Below are 18,342 nucleotides of genomic sequence, written 5' to 3' on the forward strand. Positions count from 1 at the left end.
ACAATTATATTCCTCCAGCATTTTGCGCCTGAAGCCTGGCCTCGGCCTCGGACAGGCGCACATATTCGGGCATCAGGTCAAAAGCGCTGCTCCAGCAGCCTTCCCGCAACATGGCCAGACCCAGCTCGGCAATGCAGTCCGCCCCCGGCAGATTTAAAGCCCCTCCGGACACGACCAGGTTCTCCACCCGGGAGAAAATTTCCCCATAAGCCAGCACACCATCGCCCACACAGAGCACTTCCTCCCCGTATCCTGCCAGCTCTCCGGCCACCTGCTGCGGTGCTGCGGCCTGGAGCGGCGTGAGCCGGGATATTTGCCCGCCGCCACAACTGTAAAGGGCGTAATACACCTCGTTTTTCCGGGCATAAAGCATGGCACACACGTAGCCCCGGGTAAAGCGCAGGCGATAGGCCAGGGCGTCCAGGGTACTAACTCCGCAGAGAGGAATGTTCAAAACCTGGCCCAGAGTTTTGGCTACGGCCAGCCCTATGCGCAAACCCGTAAAAGAGCCCGGACCACTGGACACCGCCAGCCCCTGCAAGTCAGTCATCTGCAGACCGGCCCCGGACAGAGCGGATTTGATCATGGGCCCAAGCTGCACCGAGTGCGTTCTCTGGCTGTGCAGGCTGTGTAAAACCTGCAGCTGCTCCTGCCGGTACACCGCGACGGAAGCTACCGGTGTGGCCGTTTCAAGGGCCAGCAGATTCAATCGCCCTCACCCCCTCCAAGATCTGGGCCGCCCGCGGGCCACAGGCCCGCAGGACCACTTCCCTTTCGCCGGGTGAAAGTACGCGCAACTCAACATCCAGGCGCTCCCCGGGCAAAGCCGGCGCTATCCTGTCCGCCCATTCAATCACACATACACCGCCGCCGGCCAGATATTCTTCAAAGCCCACATCAAACAGTTCATCAGCACTGGTCAGGCGGTAGACATCAAAGTGATAAAGGGGTAGCTCGCCCGGATATTCTTTCACAATAGTAAAAGTAGGGCTGTTCACCCGGGCTGCTATGCCCATACCGCGGGCCAGTCCCTGCACAAAGCAGGTTTTTCCCGCTCCCAGTTCACCGTATAAGCAAATGACATCACCCGGTTCGAGCATATTACCCAGCCGCCGGGCGATCTCCCGGGTGCTGTCGGAAGAATCACTGTGTATTCTGTACTCCAATTTAGCTTCCCCGCCCAAGTTCATTTTCCGCAGTAATAATATAACACAAAACAGCAGAGGAAAAAATAAACACCCCCGCAGCTTTTCCCGGAGGCGGCTAGAAATACAGCATCATCCTCTTACATCACCTCTAACCGTGCCGGGGGAAAAAACTTCTCCCGGGCAACGTCGGCCAACAGTTCCAGAACCTGCTGCAGTTCAAAGGGCTTTTGCATAAAAGTGCGAGCCCCACCGGCCAGTGCGCCCTCCACCGCTTCATCGGCCACAAAAGCCGACATCAACACGATTGCTGTCTGCGGCGCGATCACCTTAATACGTTCCAGGGCCTCCAGCCCATCCATGACCGGCATGCGCACATCCAGAAAAACCAGGTCGGGGGCCTTCTTCTTAACCTCATCCAGAGCCTGCCGGCCGTTTTCGGCCTGCCGTACCACATGTCCCGCCTCGCTAGCCAGAATCGACAGTAAACTGCGCACACCGGGCTGGTCATCCACTACCAGCACATCCAGCCGCATTTTCTCGCCCGACATTTTTCCCTCTCCTTCGACAAAACATAACATTACATGGTAATTTTACATTTTATTACCATTAATGAGTATTCTACATGCAAATTTATTCTCCTGCCGCATATAACAAAATTTCCCTCAGAAATTATGCCGGGCATATCGATTTATCGCCGGGAAAACATTGTGTATTCACCGCACAGGATCTTCCTGTTGCTGGTACACCGTCCGGCCGCTGATCAGCACCTGCACCACCTGGCTGCACAGGTCGAAAGGATGGCCGCGCATGAGCACTATGTCGGCCTGCTTGCCCGCCTCCAGACTGCCCAACCGGTCGGCCAGCCCCAGTATCCCGGCCGGCCGGATGGTTACCGCAGCCAGAGCCGCCGTCTCGGAAAGTCCACCCCGCAGGGTCAGGCCCGCCGACAGGGCCAGATACTGCACGGGCACCACCGGGTGGTCGGTCATCACAGCAAAGGGTACGCCCGCCTCCTCCAGCCGGGCGGCAGCCGCCAGAGAAATATCTTTCATTTCCACTTTAGCCCGGTTGGTGATGACCGGACCAATCACCGCCGGGACATCATGCCTGGCCAGAATATCGGCCACCTTGTAGCCCTCGGTACAGTGTTCGATCACCAGCTTGATGTCAAATTCCCGGGCAATGCGCAGGGCGGTAAGAATGTCGTCCGCCCGGTGAGCATGCACCCGCAGCGGAATTTCCCGCCGCAGCACCCTGGCCAAAGCCTCCTTCTTCAGGTCCTTCTCGGGCGCTTCTCCCTTGCCGTCCGCAAAGCGCCGCCATTTTTCCAGATAAACGGCGGCGCCGGTCAGGGCCTCCCGCAACAGGGCCGCCGCCGCCATGCGCGTGGCGGGCGCTTTGCTGCGGCTGCCGTAACTGCGCTTGGGATTTTCCCCCAGGGCGGCCTTCACCCCCACGGGCTGCTTAATCAGCATTTCCTCCACAGTGCGTCCCGCCGTGTGCAGAGCCACCATTTCTCCTCCCAGCACATTGGCACTGCCAGGCGCCACCACCACCGTGGTTACACCGGCCGCCAGGGCATCGGCAAAGGCCAGATCGGCAGGATTGACGGCATCCATGGCCCGCAGGTGCGGTTGCAGCGGGTCGGTCACCTCGTTGACATCATCTCCCTCCTGGCGATAAATTTCTTCCATGATGCCCACATGGCAGTGCGCATCAATAAATCCCGGCAGGACGGTCAGCCCCTCGGCATTGATCACCTGCGCACCGGCCGGCACCCGGCGGCCCGGCAGCACAGCGGCAATTTTCTCTCCTTCCACCAGCACGGTCCCGTATTCAATTACCGGTGCCGTGACCGGATATATTTTTCCCCCTGTGATGGCCAGCATCATTCACACCCCCACATAATGATTTCCGGGCATTTTCTCGCCCCGGCTGGCTTGCACCAGCGCGTTAAACAGTTCCAAAAAAACCGGGCTTTGCTGCCACATGGCTTCCGGGTGGAACTGTACGCCCAGCACAAAAGGCCAATCGACATGCTCCACCGCCTCAATCACCCCGTCGGCCGACCGGGCGGTCACCCGCAAGCCCTCAGCTAAACGGCATACGGCCTGGTGGTGAAAACTGTTCACCCGCAGTTCCCGGCAACCCAGCAATCTGTCCAGCAGTGAACCCGCGGTCAGGCAGATCTTGTGCGTGGCATAAGAGCGAGGCGCCTGCTGGCTATGTTTTAACACACCAGTCAGTTGAGTATGGATATCCTGATAAAGAGTTCCCCCCGCCGCCACATTGAGCACCTGCATCCCCCGGCAAATACCCAGCAAGGGCTTGCCATACTGCAGGCAACCGCGGGCCAGTGCCAGTTCAAACGCATCGGCGGCCGGCACAATCTCCCCGCAGCCGGGCAGCGGCTCCTCGCCCCAGTGTACCGGGTCCACATCCACCCCGCCGGCCAGGATAACCCCATCCAGGCGCTCCAAAATAACGGCCGCCCCTCCGGGATCACCGGGCAGCAGAGCCACCGGCAGGCCGCCGGCCCTGTACACGGCGGCCGCATAGGCTTCTCCCAGCAGCCAGGCCTGCCGGGCAGCATCATAATGGCAGCTGATGCCAATCAGCGGCTGGCGCACCTTCTTCCCTCCTCATATAAAAAGCACTCCTCACATAACGGGAGTGCCTTTTGAGCAAATTATGGCCGGGTACGGGCTACAAATCCACCAGTCCCAGGCTGATTTCAATGGCATGGTTGACCTTTTTCATCATCTCTTCGTTCAAAGCAGCCACTTTTTCCATCAGCCGGCTTTTATCAATAGTGCGAATTTGCTCCAGCAGAATAACCGAGTCCTTTTCCAGCCCACCCGGACCGGCAGCCATTTCTACATGGGTGGGCAGTTTGGCCTTGGCGATTTGCGAAGTAATAGCCGCCACGATGGTTGTCGGGCTGTACTGGTTGCCAATGTCATTCTGCAATATGAGCACGGGCCGGGTCCCTCCCTGCTCCGAACCCACCACCGGGCTCAGATCAGCGAAAAAAATATCGCCCCGCCGTACCAGAATATTACTTTGCCTCCGCAAATTGCTCATAGGGAATGGCCACCTCGGACTCCAGGCAATATTGCTCCACCGCCAGAGCCAGATTGATTTTCGCCATTTCCAGGTAGCCCTGTTTCATCTGTTCACGCAAGAGGCGACGCTTGCGTTCGGCAATATAGAGCTTCATAGCTTCCCGGATCAGCTCGCTGCGACTTTGCCTTTCCGCCGCCACAATACCGTCCACTTCGGCCAGCAGACTGTCCGGAAGACTAATCATGATCCTTTTCACCTGGGCCACCTGTGCTAACCTCCTGTCGGCACCAACCATGTCAGTATCATACATATGCATGACTGGTACGGGATTATGTATATATTGTTAGCAACACAGTATTTAATAATTCGCTTCTGCAGAGAAAATTCCTCTTAATAATAACTGGCAATGCCTGCTAATTTATCATATCCTGTCGTGAACCGGTTATTGATCAATATTTTTACTGGCATTGGGATTGCGCCAGAGGGCGATTTTGCCCGTGCGCACCATTTCTACAATACCGTGGTCTTCCAGAACAGCACAAAGAGCGTTGATTTTGCGTTCATCGCCCGTCAGCTCAATGACCATGGTTTCCCGGTTCACATCCACGATGTTAGCCCGAAAAATGCTGACAATATCCACAATGTCCGACCGTCTGTTGGGACAGGCCTTCACCTTGATCAGGGCCAGTTCGCGTTCAATGACCTCTTCGTCCTGCAGGCGGTGAATTTTAATCACATCAATCAATTTGGAGAGCTGCTTGATCACCTGATCCAGGATGCGGTCGTCGCCCTGGACTACAATGGTGATGCGGGTGATATCGGGCTCTTCGGTATACCCGGCGGCAATACTTTCAATGTTGAAAACCCGCCGGCTGAGCAAACCGGCAATGCGGGCCAGAACGCCCGGCTTGTTCAACACCAGAACAGCCAGTGTGTGTCGCATATTCCATAACCTCCCAACTCTACTGCCCGGCAGCATTGATTGCACTTATTTTAACACTTTATAGCCGCTCCCGACACCATTTTTTAACTGGCCGGGCAGGAACAATTCCACCCTTTCTCCCTGCGGCAGCTGCTGGCAGCGCATCCCATACTCCCGGCCGCAGAATAGCTGCAGGCGGTAATGCACGTGGCGCAAATTGCGCTCCAGGTTTTGCCCGGAAAAGGCGTTGGTCTGTACATAAAGTCGCCAGCCCGCCTTTTCCTCCCGTCCGCCAATTTCCAGATGCAGGGTACTGGTAGTATGCTCCAGAGAAAGCAGCAGTTGCTCTACCACCGGAAAAAGGGACATAAACGGGATGACCCGGCTATGCAAATTGCCGGGTATATGCATGCTGAATTCCAGCCGGTGGCAAAAGCGGATCTTCTGGATGGTCAGGAAATTGCGCACACACTCCAGTTCATCGGCCAGCACCACCAGATCGCCGTAGCGGTCCAGGTTGTAGCGCAACAGCCCGGCCATGCTGTAGACCACCTGCAGAGCCTTGTGCTTCTCCTCCAGCTCTACCAGACCGGTGATGCTGCTCAATGTGTTGTAGATAAACTGGGGCCGAATGTGGGACTGCAACTTTTTCAGCCTGGCGGTCTGCCGGCCGGTAGCCAGACGGGCCCGCGCCACTTCCCGGGTGAGTTCCCGGATTTTCTGGCTGGCCGCCTTTTCCTGTTGCCGTTGGTGATAGATCAATTCCAGGATATAATCGATCATATAACTGATCAGGCTGGTGGCCGCCTGGCATTTTTCCAGCGAGCATACCGCCACCTCCCGGTAGGTGCGCAGTAACAGCTGGCGATCCAGCCCCAGGTCCGCAGTAGCGGCCAGCATTTTTTCCTCGGCCTGATAATCCGGCTTTTGCAGGTGCATCTGCCCGCAGGTGATGGAACCAATGAACTCACCTTCCAGCATGATGGGCACCGCCACCAGCATCATGCCGGCATGACAGGTGAAGTAGGCCACCTGGCTGGTGCGGGCGGTGAGAAAACCCGCTTCGGCATTGGAAGCAATACAGCGGCGCAGACCTTCGGCTGTGGAGCGGATATAATTGCAAAAACCGTAAAAATAGTCGTGGCTGACCACGGGGAATCCTTTTTCGTCATTGATGTCGATGGTGATATCGGTGGCCCGGGTAAAATTATTAATAATTTTTAATAGTTTTTCATTTTCCAGCAGGTAGAGCGGGTTTTGCGTCTGGCCAGACAAGGCAAATACCTCCAGGATAAAAATACTGCGGCTAAAAAAGACTTCGCCGCCGACCGGAAAATACCTGCCGGCAATAACCGGTAGCCACACAGGAGCGGCCTGCACACCTGTACAGGCCGCTCCGTAAAGCGACATTTATTAGGGAAGCCGCGTTTCGCCCATCAAAAAACGATCGCACTCCCGGGCGGCACCGCGCCCCTCGTTGATGGCCCAGATCACCAGGCTCTGCCCACGGCGCATGTCGCCAGCCGCAAAAACTCCGGGTACGCTGGTGGTAAATTTGCCGTATTCGGCCGCCACATGGCCCCGCTGATCCTGCTGCACCCCCAGCTGGCGCAGCAGCTCCTCCTCGGGTCCCAGAAACCCCATGGCCAAAAGCACCAGCTGGGCCGGCCAGAGCTTTTCACTGCCGGCAATTTCCCGCGGTACCGGACGACCGTAGGCATCCTTCACCCACTCCAGCTGCACGGTCAGCACGCCCTGCACCCGGCCCTGCTCATCGCCCTGAAAGGCCCTGGTCTGTACACAGTAATGGCGCGGGTCGCTGCCGAACAGGGCGGCGGCCTCCTCCTGGCCGTAGTCCACTTTGTAAACCCGGGGGTACTGGGGCCAGGGGTTGTCGGGCGCCCGCCGCACCGGCAGGGGCGGCATGATCTCCAACTGGACCACGCTGCGGCAGCCCTGGCGCAGGGCGGTGGCCACACAGTCGGTACCCGTATCACCGCCCCCGATGACCACCACGTCCTTGCCCCGGGCGGAAATGTAGCGACCGTCCCGGTGACCGCTGTCCAGCAGGCTCCGGGTGTTGGCACTCAAGTAGTCCACGGCCATATGGATGCCGGACAGATCCCGCCCCGGTACAGGCAAATCCCGCGGCCGGGTAGCGCCACAGCACAGCACCACTGCATCGAACTCGGCCAGCAGCTTTTCGGCCGGATAATCACGTCCCACAAAAGTACCGGTAACAAAGCGTACCCCTTCGGCGGCCATCAAATCCAACCGCCGCTGCACCAGGCGCTTATCCAGCTTCATGTTGGGAATACCGTACATCAAAAGGCCCCCCGCGCGGTCGCTGCGCTCAAACACGGTCACCAAGTGACCAGCCCGGTTCAGCTGGTCAGCACAGGCCAGGCCGGACGGACCGGAGCCCACCACCGCCACCTTTTTGCCCGTGCGGCGGCGGGGCGGCCGCGGAGTCATCCACCCCTGGGCATAGGCCTTCTCAATAATCGACCATTCAATGCTTTTCGTGCACACCGGCTTGCCCACCAGGCCGGCCGTGCAGGCCCCCTCGCAGAGCGCCGGACAAACCCGGCCGGTAAATTCGGGAAAGTTGTTAGTCATAAGCAGCCGCTCCAGAGCCTCCCGCCACAGCCCGCGGTAGGCCAGATCGTTCCACTCGGGAATCAGGTTGTGGTTGGGACAGCCGGCAATCATGCCGCCCAGCACCATACCGCTGTGACAGAAGGGCACGCCGCAGTCCATGCAGCGGGCCGCCTGCTGCCGCAGCTTTTCCTCCGGCAGGGGCAGGCGGAATTCCTGCCAGTCTTTAATCCGTTCCAGCGGCGGTCTTTCCGCCGGCACTTCCCGCCGGTATTCCAGAAATGCACCCGGTTTACCCATCAGCCTGCGCCTCCCTTCAGTTACCGCTGACCCGGGTTTTATCCCGCTTGTTTTCTTCAAAGGCGGCCATAACGGCTTCCTCGCCGGTCAGACCACTCCGGCGCGCCCTCTCCATGGCTTCCAGCATACGCTTGTAGTCGCGGGGGATCACTCGCACGAAACGGGTCAGCATTTCCTCCCAGTGGGCCAGAATGCGCCAGGCATACTGGCTTCTGGTGTAGTGTACATGCCGCATAATCATATCTTTCACTTCGTTAATTTCCCGGCTGTCGGTCAGTTTTTCCAGCAGCACCATCTCTTTGTTGCAGCGGCCGGCAAAGCTGCCTTCCAGATCCAGCACATAGGCTATGCCCCCGGACATACCGGCAGCGAAGTTGCGGCCGGTCCTGCCCAGTACCACTACACGCCCGCCGGTCATATACTCGCAGCCGTGATCGCCTGTACCCTCCACCACGGCGTGTACGCCGCTGTTGCGCACACAGAACCGCTCGCCGGCCATGCCCCGGATGTAAGCCTCACCGGCCGTAGCCCCGTAAAAAGCTACGTTACCAATGATGATGTTTTCTTCAGGAGCGAAGTCAACCCCGTCCGGCGGCAGAACAATAATTTTGCCGCCCGACAGGCCCTTGCCGGTATAGTCGTTGGCATCTCCCTCCAGGATCAGCGTGATGCCCCGGGGCACAAAGGCTCCGAAACTCTGACCGGCCGAACCGGTAAAATGCAAGCGGATAGTATCTTCGGGCAACCCCTGCTCACCGTAGCGCCGCGTTACTTCACTGCCCAGAATAGTACCCACCGCGCGGTGAATATTGCGCACCGGCAGCCGCGCTTCCACCGGCTTTCGCTCCTCCAGAGCGAGACGGCAAATATCCAGCAGCACAGTGTGGTCCAGGGTTTTTTCCAGGCCGTGTTCCTGAGCCCGGCAGCAGTAACGCTGCGTGCCGGCCGGCAGAGGGGGCTGGTACAGAAGCGGGCTCAAGTCCAGACCCCGGGTTTTCCAGTGCCGCTCCACCAGGGTGGCATCCAGCAGATCGGTGCGCCCCACCATTTCATCTATGGTGCGGAAGCCCAGTTCGGCCATAATCTCCCGCACTTCCCGGGCGATAAAGTGCATCAGGTTGACCACATGCTGCGGGTCACCCCGGAAGTTCCGGCGCAGTTCCGGGTTCTGGGTGGCGATGCCCACCGGACAGGTGTCCTGGTTGCACACCCGCATCATCACACAGCCCAGGGCCACCAGCGGCAGCGTAGCAAAGCCGAACTCCTCGGCACCCAGCAGGGCGGCGATCACCACATCCCGGCCGGTCATCAGTTTGCCGTCCACTTCCACCACAATGCGATCGCGCAGTTTGTTCAGCACCAGCGTCTGGTGGGTCTCGGCCAGACCCAGTTCCCAGGGCAGGCCGGCGTGGCGGATGCTGGTACGGGGCGATGCCCCCGTGCCGCCGTCATAGCCGCTAATCAGCACCACATCGGCCCGCCCTTTGGCCACCCCGGCAGCCACCGTGCCCACGCCGGCCTCGGAGACCAGCTTGACATTGATGCGGGCCCGCGGGTTGGCGTTTTTCAAGTCAAAGATCAACTGGGCTAGATCCTCGATGGAATAAATATCGTGGTGGGGCGGCGGTGAGATCAGCCCCACCCCCGGAGTGGAGTTGCGCACCCGGGCAATCCAGGGATAAACCTTGGCCCCCGGCAGCTGGCCGCCTTCCCCCGGCTTGGCCCCCTGGGCCATTTTAATCTGAATTTCATCGGCATTGACCAGATAATGGCTGGTCACTCCGAAACGGCCCGACGCCACCTGTTTGATGGCACTGCGCCGCAGGTCACCGTTGGCATCGGGGATATAGCGGGCCGGATCCTCTCCGCCCTCACCGGTATTGCTCTTGCCGCCAATGCGGTTCATGGCTATGGCCAGGCATTCGTGGGCCTCCTGGCTGATGGAACCGTAGGACATGGCCCCGGTCTTGAAGCGGCGGCAGATGCTCTCCACCGGTTCCACCTCATCTATGGGTACGGGCTGGAGTGGTTTTTTGAATTCCAGCAGACCGCGCAGTGTGCAATAGCGGTGGGTCTGCTTGTTGATCTGCTGTGTAAACTGCTTGAACAGCTGATAGTCGCCCTGCCGGCAGGCCTGCTGCAAAGTAAAAATGCTCTGCGGGTTGTACAGGTGCTGCTCGCCGTCATGGCGCCACTGGTAGGTGGAGCCGGTATCCAGCACGATCTCCAGCTCGTTTTCGCCAAAAGCCTTCATATGGCGCAGGCGCACTTCCTCGGCCATTTCCGCCAAACCGATGCCGCCCAGGCGGGAGACCGTCCAGGTAAAGTAACGGTCCACCACATCCCGGTCAATACCCACCGCCTCGAAGATCTGTGCCCCCCGGTAGCTCTGGATGGTGGAAATGCCCATCTTGGACATCACCTTGACCACACCCTTGGTCACGGCCTTGATGTAGTTTTTCACCGCTTCACCGGCACTCACTCCGGTGACCAGACCCCTTCTCACCAGATCCTCCAGGGCAGCAAAGGCCAGGTAGGGATTGATGGCCGCCGCGCCGTAGCCGATGAGCAGGGCGAAATGATGCACCTCCCGCGGCTCGGCCGACTCCAGCAGCAGGCTCACCCTGGTGCGGGTGCCCTGGCGAATCAGGTGGTGGTGCAGACCGGACAGGGCCAGCAGGGCCGGTATGGCCGCCAGGTCCCGGTTAATCCCCCGGTCGGAAAGGATCAGAATATTGGCTCCCCGGGCGATGGCCCCATCGGCCCGGCGGAACAGTTCCTCCAGCGCCCTTTCCAGCCCGTCGCCCCCCTCCTGCACCGGAAAGAGTATGGGCAGGGTCTCCACCGCAAAGCCCTCTCGCTGTACATGGCGCAGCCTGGCCAGTTCCTCATTGCTCAGAATGGGCGTCTTGATCCTGATCTGGCGGCAGCTGTCGGGCTGCGGATCGATCAGGTTCTTCTCCGGCCCAATGGTGGTCAATGTGGAGGTGATGATTTCCTCCCGGATGGCATCGATGGGCGGGTTAGTCACCTGGGCAAACAGCTGCTTGAAATAGTTGTACAAAAGCTGCGGCTTTTCGGACAGCACCGCCAGAGCCGCATCATTGCCCATCGCCCCCACCGGATCCACACCGTCCCGGGCCATGGGAGCCAGCATTTTCACCAGTTCCTCATGGGTATAACCAAAAGCTTTCTGGTACTGCCCCGGGGAAAACCCGGTCGCGCTGGCCGGGCGGGGAGCCGGCGGCAAATCCTCCAGGCTGATCAGATGCTGGTCCAGCCACTGCCGGTAGGGCCGGGCCGCGGCCATCTGATGTTTCAGCTCCTCATCGCTGATGATCCGCCCTTCCCCGGTATCCACCAGCAACATGCGGCCGGGACGCAGGCGTTCTTTCAGCACCACCCGCTGGGGCGGAATATCCAGTACGCCCACCTCGGAAGCCAGTACAATCAGATCATCGCTGGTCACGTAGTAGCGGGCCGGCCGCAGACCGTTGCGGTCCAACACTGCACCGATGAACCGGCCATCGGTGAAAGCCACGGCGGCCGGTCCGTCCCAGGGCTCCATCAGGCAGCTGTGGTACTCGTAAAAAGCCTTCTTCTCGGCGCTCATGCTCTCGTGGTTCTGCCAGGGCTCGGGAATCATCATCATCACGGCATGGGGCAGGGAGCGGCCAGCCAGGTACAAAAACTCCAGGCAGTTGTCCAGCATGGCCGAGTCACTGCCCGCCTGATCGATCACGGGCAAAATCTCCTCGATGTCCACGCCGAAGATGTCCGTGCGGCACATTTTCTGCCGCGCGTGCATCCAGTTGACGTTGCCACGCAGCGTGTTGATCTCACCGTTGTGAATGATATAGCGGTAAGGATGGGCCCGGTGCCAGCTGGGGAAGGTGTTGGTGCTGAAACGCGAATGCACCAGCGCCAGGGCGCTCTCCACCTCCGGCCGGCGCAGATCGGGATAAAACCGGTCCAGCTGTTCCGGAGTGAGCATTCCCTTATATACCACCGTGCTGGCCGAAAGGCTCACCCAATAGAAATCTACCGCGCCTGCCGGGCAAAGGCGGGCCACTTCTTTTTCCGCCAGACGGCGGATTACATACAGCCGGCGCTCCAGAGCCAGGCGATCGGACAGCGGCTCGGACGGCGTAATAAACACCTGGCGCACAAAAGGCCTTACCGCGCGGGCGGTTTCACCTGGCACGTCCGGGTCCACCGGCACGTCGCGCCAGCCCAGGAGCCGCATGCCCCGCTCCCGCACCACCCGGGCCACTATTTCCGTACACTGCTGCCTGAGCTCGGCCTGGCGGGGTAAAAAGAGCATACCCACCCCATAGGTGCCCGGCGCGGGCAGGGTAAACCCCAAACCGGCACATTCCCTGGATAAAAAAGCATGGGGTATCTGCAGCAGAATACCGGCTCCATCACCCGTATCGCTTTCCGCTCCCTGGGCTCCCCGGTGATCCAGGTTACGCAATATTTGTAATCCCTGCTGAATGATGGCGTGGGACTTCCTCCCTTTGATGTCGGCTACAAAGCCAATGCCGCAGGCATCGTGCTCAAACTGCGGATCGTACATTCCCTGAGCACAGGGCAGTCCTTTGGGCTGCATAATTTATAACCTCCCCGTTGGAAATTGGCGGGCAATTAGCACAGTGCCCTGACCGGGCCGCACCGAAACCCTGGCCCCAAGAAAACAAAAAACGCCCGAAAAGAAAGGACGGCACAGTAAGACACTGTGTGCTCCTTTCTTTTCGGACGTCCTTGCCCGAATGCGTACACCCTTGTACTTGGTCTAAAAAAGCCGGCCGAATAACCCTCCGGCTCTAGAACTTGCTCAAATACTCCTCAATTTCCCAGGGATGCACCTGGGTACGGTAGCGATCCCATTCAATGCGCTTGGCCGCCATAAACCGCTCGTACACATGGGGGCCCAGAGCATCTCTGACCACTTCGTCCTGCTCCAGCGCCCGCATGGCCTCGTCCAGGTCGGCCGGCAGGCTGCCGATACCCAGCTCCTCCCGCTCGGCGGCGGTCATTTCGTATATGTTCCGGTCGCAGGGCGGCGGCGGCATAATCCGGTTCTTGATCCCGTCCAAGCCAGCCCGCAGGCAAACGGCCAGGGCCAGGTACGGGTTGCAGGAGGGATCGGGACTGCGCAGCTCGATGCGGGTGGACTGGCCCCGCTTGGCCGGCACCCGGATCAACGGGCTGCGGTTGCGGGCCGACCAGGCCACATATACCGGCGCCTCATAACCCGAAACCAAACGCTTGTAGGAGTTCACCGTGGGATTGGTCACGGCGGTGATGGCAGGAATGTGCCGCATCAGGCCGCCAATATAGCACAGGGCCTCCTGGCTGAGCTGCATGGGTGCGTCCGGGTCGTAAAAACAGTTGTTGCCGTCTTTCATCAGCGACTGGTTCAAGTGCATACCCGACCCGGCGATGCCGAAGATGGGTTTGGGCATAAAAGTGGCGTGCAGACCGTGCCGCTGAGCGATGGTGCGCACCACAAACTTGAAGGTAACCACTTTATCGGCTATATCCAGCGCATCGGAATACTTGAAATCTATCTCGTGCTGACCGGGTGCCACCTCGTGATGGGATGCTTCAATCTCAAAACCCATCTGTTCCAGAGTCAGCACCATGTCCCGGCGGGCGTTTTCGCCCAGGTCCACCGGAGTCAGGTCAAAATAACCGGCCCGGTCGTGGGTTATGGTGGTGGGTCGCCCGTCATCATCCACATGAAAGAGGAAAAACTCGGCCTCGGGTCCTACATTCATGGTGTAGCCCAGGGCCGCCGCATCCTGCACCGCTCGTCTGAGCACATAGCGCGGGTCGCCGATAAAAGGCTCTCCGTCGGCGGTGTATACATCACAGATCAGGCGGGCTACCGCTCCATCCCGCGGCTTCCAGGGAAACACCACAAAAGTGTTGGGATCGGGGCGCAGGTACATATCGGACTCTTCAATGCGCACGAACCCTTCTATGGAGGACCCGTCAAACATCAACTCGCCGGCCAGCGCCTTGTCCAGCTGTTCCACAGTGATGGAAACGTTTTTAAGTACACCAAATATGTCGGTAAACTGCAAACGGATAAATTTTACACCCAGCTCTTTGGCTAAACTGCGGACATCGTCGTTCGACAGTCGAGGCACTTGGGGTTTGCACACCTTTCTATAATATCATTTACAAAAAAAAGCCCCCCACACTAAAGAGACACACCTCGCCTCTTTCTGTGCCAGCAGGCTCCCTTGCCCTTATATGGTACCACGTTGTACCGGTCGTATGCAACAGCATTTTACAGGCAATTGCTGATTTAGGTTAAGTATAGCATAAAAGAGGCCGGCGAATAAAGGGCTGTTTGTTCATAACCGCCAAAAATACAATATACTTTTAATGTGATTGCTAAAAAAATACCCGCCAGATGGCGGGTCAGATCAAGAGGATGGAAAAAAGACTTTAAAACTTGCTCAAATACTCTTCCACTTCCCAGGGATGCACCCGGGTGCGGAAGGCATCCCATTCTTTGGTTTGTGCTTCCACCAGTTTGGTGAAGATATGCTCGCCCAGGGCCGCCCGCACCACTTCATCCCGTTTCATTTCTTCCACCGCTTCAATCAGGCTGCCCGGCAGGCTACCGATGCCCAGTTCGGCCCGCTCCTCTTCGGTCATCACATAGATGTTACGATCACAGGGCGGCGGCGGAACAATCTGGTTCTTGATTCCGTCCAGACCAGCTTTCAGGCAAACCGCCAGGGCCAGGTAGGGGTTGCAGGACGGGTCGGGGTTGCGCAGTTCAATGCGGGTGGAAAGGCCGCGCTTGGCTGGGATGCGAATCAGCGGGCTGCGGTTGCGGCCCGACCAGGCGATGTATACCGGGGCCTCATAACCGGGTACCAGACGTTTGTACGAGTTGACCGTGGGGTTGGTCACGGCGGCCATTGCCCGGACGTGCTTCATAATCCCGCCGATATAATACTTGGCCTCCCGGCTCAGTCCGTCCGGCGCGCCCGGATCGAAAAAGGCATTCTCATTGCCCCGGAAGAGCGACTGGTTGGTATGCATGCCTGAACCATTGATGCCGAAGATGGGTTTGGGCATAAAGGTGGCATGCAAACCGTGCCGCTGGGCGATAGTACGCACCACAAACTTGAAGGTGACGATCTTGTCCGCCGTGTCCAGCGCATCGGAATACTTAAAGTCAATTTCATGTTGCCCGGGTGCCACCTCGTGGTGGGAAGCCTCGATTTCAAAGCCCATTTCTTCCAGGGTGAGCACCATGGAGCGGCGGGCGTTCTCGCCCATGTCTACCGGCGTCAGATCAAAGTAGCCGGCTTTGTCGTGAGTCTTGAGGGTGGGACGGCCTTCTTCATCCACCTGGAAGAGGAAAAATTCGCACTCCGGTCCCACATACATAGTGTAACCCAGCTCTTTGGCCTCGGCAATGGCTCTTTTTAAAGCGTAACGCGGGTCTCCTTCAAAGGGCGTGCCGTCCGGGTTGTACACATCGCAGATCAGCCGGGCCACCGCCCCGTCCCGGGGCCGCCAGGGGAAGACCACAAAGGTGTTGGGGTCGGGACGCAGGTACATGTCGGACTCCTCGATGCGGGTGAAACCGTGAATAGAAGATCCGTCAAACATGAGCTCGCCGTCCAGGGCTTTTTCCAGCTGCTCAATGGTAATGGCCACATTTTTCAATACGCCGAAGATATCGGTGAACTGCAGGCGGATGAATTTCACCTGCATTTCCCTGGCTTTGCTCATTATTTCATTTTTCAAGGCTTTTTCCATAAATCAACCATCCTTTGCTATATATTGCCTGACGGTCAATCACCCTGCAGGCTGTAGGTCATGATAATGGCTTCGGCCACCTGGCGCATGGAAATGCGCTTGTTCATACTCTGCCGCTGCATTCGCTTGAAGGCTTCCGGTTCACTGAGCCCCAGTTTCTGCATTAAAATGCCCTTGGCTTTTTCCACCAGTTTGCGGGTTTCCAGCGCCTCCTTCAGCTCTTTGACCTGATTCTCCAGGCGCACGATTTCCTGGTAATTGGTCATGGTCAGTTCAATCAGCGGCAGGAGAGCAGCTTCATCCACCGGTTTGACCAGCAGCGTGGCTATTCTGGCTTCCCGGGCCTTTTCCACCAGCACCAGACCGGGGGTGGATGTGGTCATGATCACCGGAGCCAGTTTATCCTCATAAACGATCCTGGCTATCTCATAACCATCAATGCCACTTAAACCCGCATCAACGATCACCAGGTCGGGTTGGCGGGCCCGCACCATTTTCAGCGCCGTCAGGCCATCGCTGGTATCGCCAATCACCCAGTAACCAAGCTTTACCAGCATGGCTTTGAAGTTTTTTCTCCAGCTGGCATCACTGTCTACCAGCACAATCCTGTACTCGGCCACCTCGGTGTGCCTCCCCAACTGCTATTTAAACCTGCCGCCCGGCTTATTTATTATAACCCTTCTTTTTCCACCGGCAAAACATGCATCTTGCTACAAACACTGCCCTCCTTTTGACCGGACGTGGCCAGCGCCGGTCAAATAAAAATGCCCTGTACAGAGACATGCATCCCTGTCAGGGCATCGTTGCCAATTTGCCGATACAGCGCTGTATCTTCACTATAACTTTTATAAGCTGATTATACTGCTAACCAAACCGTATGGCAAGTATTTTTCCCGCGGTTAATCCATTTTTAACACAAACCAATCATCAACCCAGGATTTGCTCCACTTCTTCAGCATCCAGATCCATGATGTAGCGGATGCCGGAGATTTCCGCGGCTTCTTTGGTCAGAGCGGCGATATCATCGCGGGTGATGTAGTCAAGCGCAAACTTGCGGGCGCCGCACATGAACTGGCGCAGGCCCTGGGCCAGGCGCTCGAAGTAGGAGTACACGCCAATGGCTCCCACCGGCAGTTGGGCAAAGGCTTCGGCACCCAGTTTGTTTTTCAGCTCGCAGGCAAAGACAAATATTTGCTCCAGGGATTCACCGTATTTCTTGTACTCGGCCGGGATCTTGCCCGACTTGATCGCTTCCCCGATGTTTTTGCCCACCATGGCCGCGGTAAGGGCGGAACGGGCCATGCCGATGGCCTTGATGTGGGGCGCACCCATGGCCAGGCCTTTGAACATGTGGTCTTCCAGGGTAAACCCGCCGGCAATGGCCACCGGTGGCACATAGGCTCCTTTGGCCGCCAGGCGATCCAGGTACTTGACCAGCAGAGCCTGGATGTACACAGTGGGAATACCCCATTCATTCATCATCCGCCAGGGGCTCATGCCGGTACCGCCACCGGCACCGTCCACGGTGAGCAGATCCAGTTTGGCGTCCGAGGCGTACTTGACCGCCCGGGCCAGGTCGGCCGGCCGGTAAGCACCGGTTTTCAGGAAGACGTATTTGGCACCGCAACGGCGCAGTTCTTCCACCCGGGCCATGAAGGACTCGTATTCCACCATGCCGATGCGGGAATGGCGTTCAAACTCGGCGAAAGCACCGGCCTTATATGCTTCCTGCACTTTGGGATCGGTGGGATCGGGCAGAACTATATAACCACGGCTCTTCAGCTGCAAGGCGCGCTCCAGGGTGTTCAGCTTGACCTCGCCGCCGATGTCCTTGGCCCCCTGGCCCCACTTCAGCTCCACAGCTTCCACGCCCAGTTTTTCCAGGGCATATTCCTGCACCTTGAGCGTGGTGTCCTCCACGTTGGCCTGTACCGCCACAAAGCCCCGGCCGTGGGACCAGTTCTGGAAGTCCTTCACCCGGCGCTCCAGGTTGGGAGAATGCACCACCCGGCCGTCCTTGATCTCCACATTGGGGTCCATGGCGCACACGTTTTCGCCTATGGCAATACCACAACCGGAAATGGCCACACCGGCCGCCAGATGATCCCAATTGTCGGCTGCCACATTGGTGGAACCCATGGCCGCAATCACAATGGGCAGGTCCAGCACCAGGTCGCCATTCTGCCCCAGGCGGGTCTCCAGATTGACCGCGGGGAAAATGGCTTTGTCCGGATCGGGCTCTATACCGTGGGCCCCCACGGCGGTACCCATAATGTTAAAGTGGGAGTAGTCAATGGGGTAGTCCTTTTCGGAAGCGGAAGTGATCTTGCCGAACGGCTGCGGGTAAAGCACTTCCTTACCCCGGACAGCCGACTTGCCGATTTCGCACAGGCCCGGACAGCCGTCCAGACAGGTGACGCACATGCCGCTGTAGGGGCAGCGGCTTTCCCCGGTGCGCAGTTTGGTAAGCGTTGCCGCACTGGCATTGACTCCCTTGCTGTAGCTCATTTTTCC

15 protein-coding genes are annotated in these 18,342 nt (G+C 58.4%); all 15 read right to left on the reverse strand.

Annotated features, from left to right (window positions below; genetic code table 11):
- Window positions 1-4: 4 nt before the first annotated feature.
- The 15 genes from tsaB to ACUVTU_RS00350 all read right to left on the reverse strand — a co-directional run bounded on the left by tsaB (window position 5) and on the right by ACUVTU_RS00350 (window position 18,336).
- Complete coding sequence (gene tsaB / locus ACUVTU_RS00280) at window positions 5-709, reverse strand: tRNA (adenosine(37)-N6)-threonylcarbamoyltransferase complex dimerization subunit type 1 TsaB (protein ID WP_445887952.1); 705 nt, start codon at window positions 707-709, stop codon at window positions 5-7.
- The gene (tsaE, locus tag ACUVTU_RS00285) at window positions 690-1,166 is read right to left on the reverse strand and encodes a tRNA (adenosine(37)-N6)-threonylcarbamoyltransferase complex ATPase subunit type 1 TsaE (RefSeq protein ID WP_445887953.1); all 477 of its coding nucleotides are present in this window, start codon (window positions 1,164-1,166) and stop codon (window positions 690-692) included. Before tsaE ends, tsaB begins: the two co-directional genes overlap by 20 nt.
- A 119-nt stretch (window positions 1,167-1,285) precedes the next feature.
- Entirely contained in the window at window positions 1,286-1,696 is a 411-nt protein-coding gene (locus ACUVTU_RS00290; RefSeq protein WP_445887954.1) for a response regulator, read from the reverse strand.
- 165 nt (window positions 1,697-1,861) lie between these two features.
- Entirely contained in the window at window positions 1,862-3,037 is a 1,176-nt protein-coding gene (locus ACUVTU_RS00295; protein WP_445887955.1) for an amidohydrolase, read from the reverse strand.
- A gap of 3 nt (window positions 3,038-3,040) precedes the next feature.
- The gene (locus ACUVTU_RS00300) at window positions 3,041-3,778 is read right to left on the reverse strand and encodes a gamma-glutamyl-gamma-aminobutyrate hydrolase family protein (RefSeq protein ID WP_445887956.1); all 738 of its coding nucleotides are present in this window, start codon (window positions 3,776-3,778) and stop codon (window positions 3,041-3,043) included.
- Between the two features lie 76 nt (window positions 3,779-3,854).
- Complete coding sequence (locus ACUVTU_RS00305) at window positions 3,855-4,205, reverse strand: type II toxin-antitoxin system PemK/MazF family toxin (RefSeq protein ID WP_445888043.1); 351 nt, start codon at window positions 4,203-4,205, stop codon at window positions 3,855-3,857.
- A 1-nt stretch (window position 4,206) separates the two neighbouring features.
- Complete coding sequence (locus ACUVTU_RS00310; protein ID WP_018084713.1) at window positions 4,207-4,479, reverse strand: CopG family ribbon-helix-helix protein; 273 nt, start codon at window positions 4,477-4,479, stop codon at window positions 4,207-4,209.
- Between the two features lie 177 nt (window positions 4,480-4,656).
- Window positions 4,657-5,157 carry an acetolactate synthase small subunit gene (gene ilvN, locus ACUVTU_RS00315; protein ID WP_445887957.1) on the reverse strand — a complete coding sequence of 167 codons (501 nt, stop codon included), beginning with the start codon at window positions 5,155-5,157 and terminating at the stop codon, window positions 4,657-4,659.
- A 45-nt stretch (window positions 5,158-5,202) separates the two neighbouring features.
- Window positions 5,203-6,411, reverse strand: coding sequence for a sensor histidine kinase (locus tag ACUVTU_RS00320; RefSeq protein ID WP_445887958.1), 1,209 nt, complete (start codon window positions 6,409-6,411; stop codon window positions 5,203-5,205).
- 138 nt (window positions 6,412-6,549) lie between these two features.
- Window positions 6,550-8,034, reverse strand: coding sequence for a glutamate synthase subunit beta (locus ACUVTU_RS00325; protein ID WP_445887959.1), 1,485 nt, complete (start codon window positions 8,032-8,034; stop codon window positions 6,550-6,552).
- 16 nt (window positions 8,035-8,050) lie between these two features.
- Window positions 8,051-12,646: a glutamate synthase large subunit gene (gene gltB, locus ACUVTU_RS00330; protein WP_445887960.1), complete on the reverse strand. Its 4,596-nt coding sequence runs from the start codon at window positions 12,644-12,646 to the stop codon at window positions 8,051-8,053.
- A gap of 214 nt (window positions 12,647-12,860) precedes the next feature.
- Complete coding sequence (glnA, locus tag ACUVTU_RS00335; protein WP_445887961.1) at window positions 12,861-14,192, reverse strand: type I glutamate--ammonia ligase; 1,332 nt, start codon at window positions 14,190-14,192, stop codon at window positions 12,861-12,863.
- 304 nt (window positions 14,193-14,496) lie between these two features.
- Window positions 14,497-15,828, reverse strand: coding sequence for a type I glutamate--ammonia ligase (glnA, locus tag ACUVTU_RS00340; protein ID WP_445887962.1), 1,332 nt, complete (start codon window positions 15,826-15,828; stop codon window positions 14,497-14,499).
- Between the two features lie 35 nt (window positions 15,829-15,863).
- A complete protein-coding gene (locus ACUVTU_RS00345) occupies window positions 15,864-16,448 on the reverse strand; it encodes an ANTAR domain-containing response regulator (RefSeq protein WP_445887963.1) in 585 nt (194 codons plus the stop codon).
- A gap of 307 nt (window positions 16,449-16,755) precedes the next feature.
- Entirely contained in the window at window positions 16,756-18,336 is a 1,581-nt protein-coding gene (locus ACUVTU_RS00350; RefSeq protein ID WP_445887964.1) for an FMN-binding glutamate synthase family protein, read from the reverse strand.
- Window positions 18,337-18,342 lie beyond the last annotated feature (6 nt).

The organism is Desulfurispora sp. (assembly GCF_052744395.1).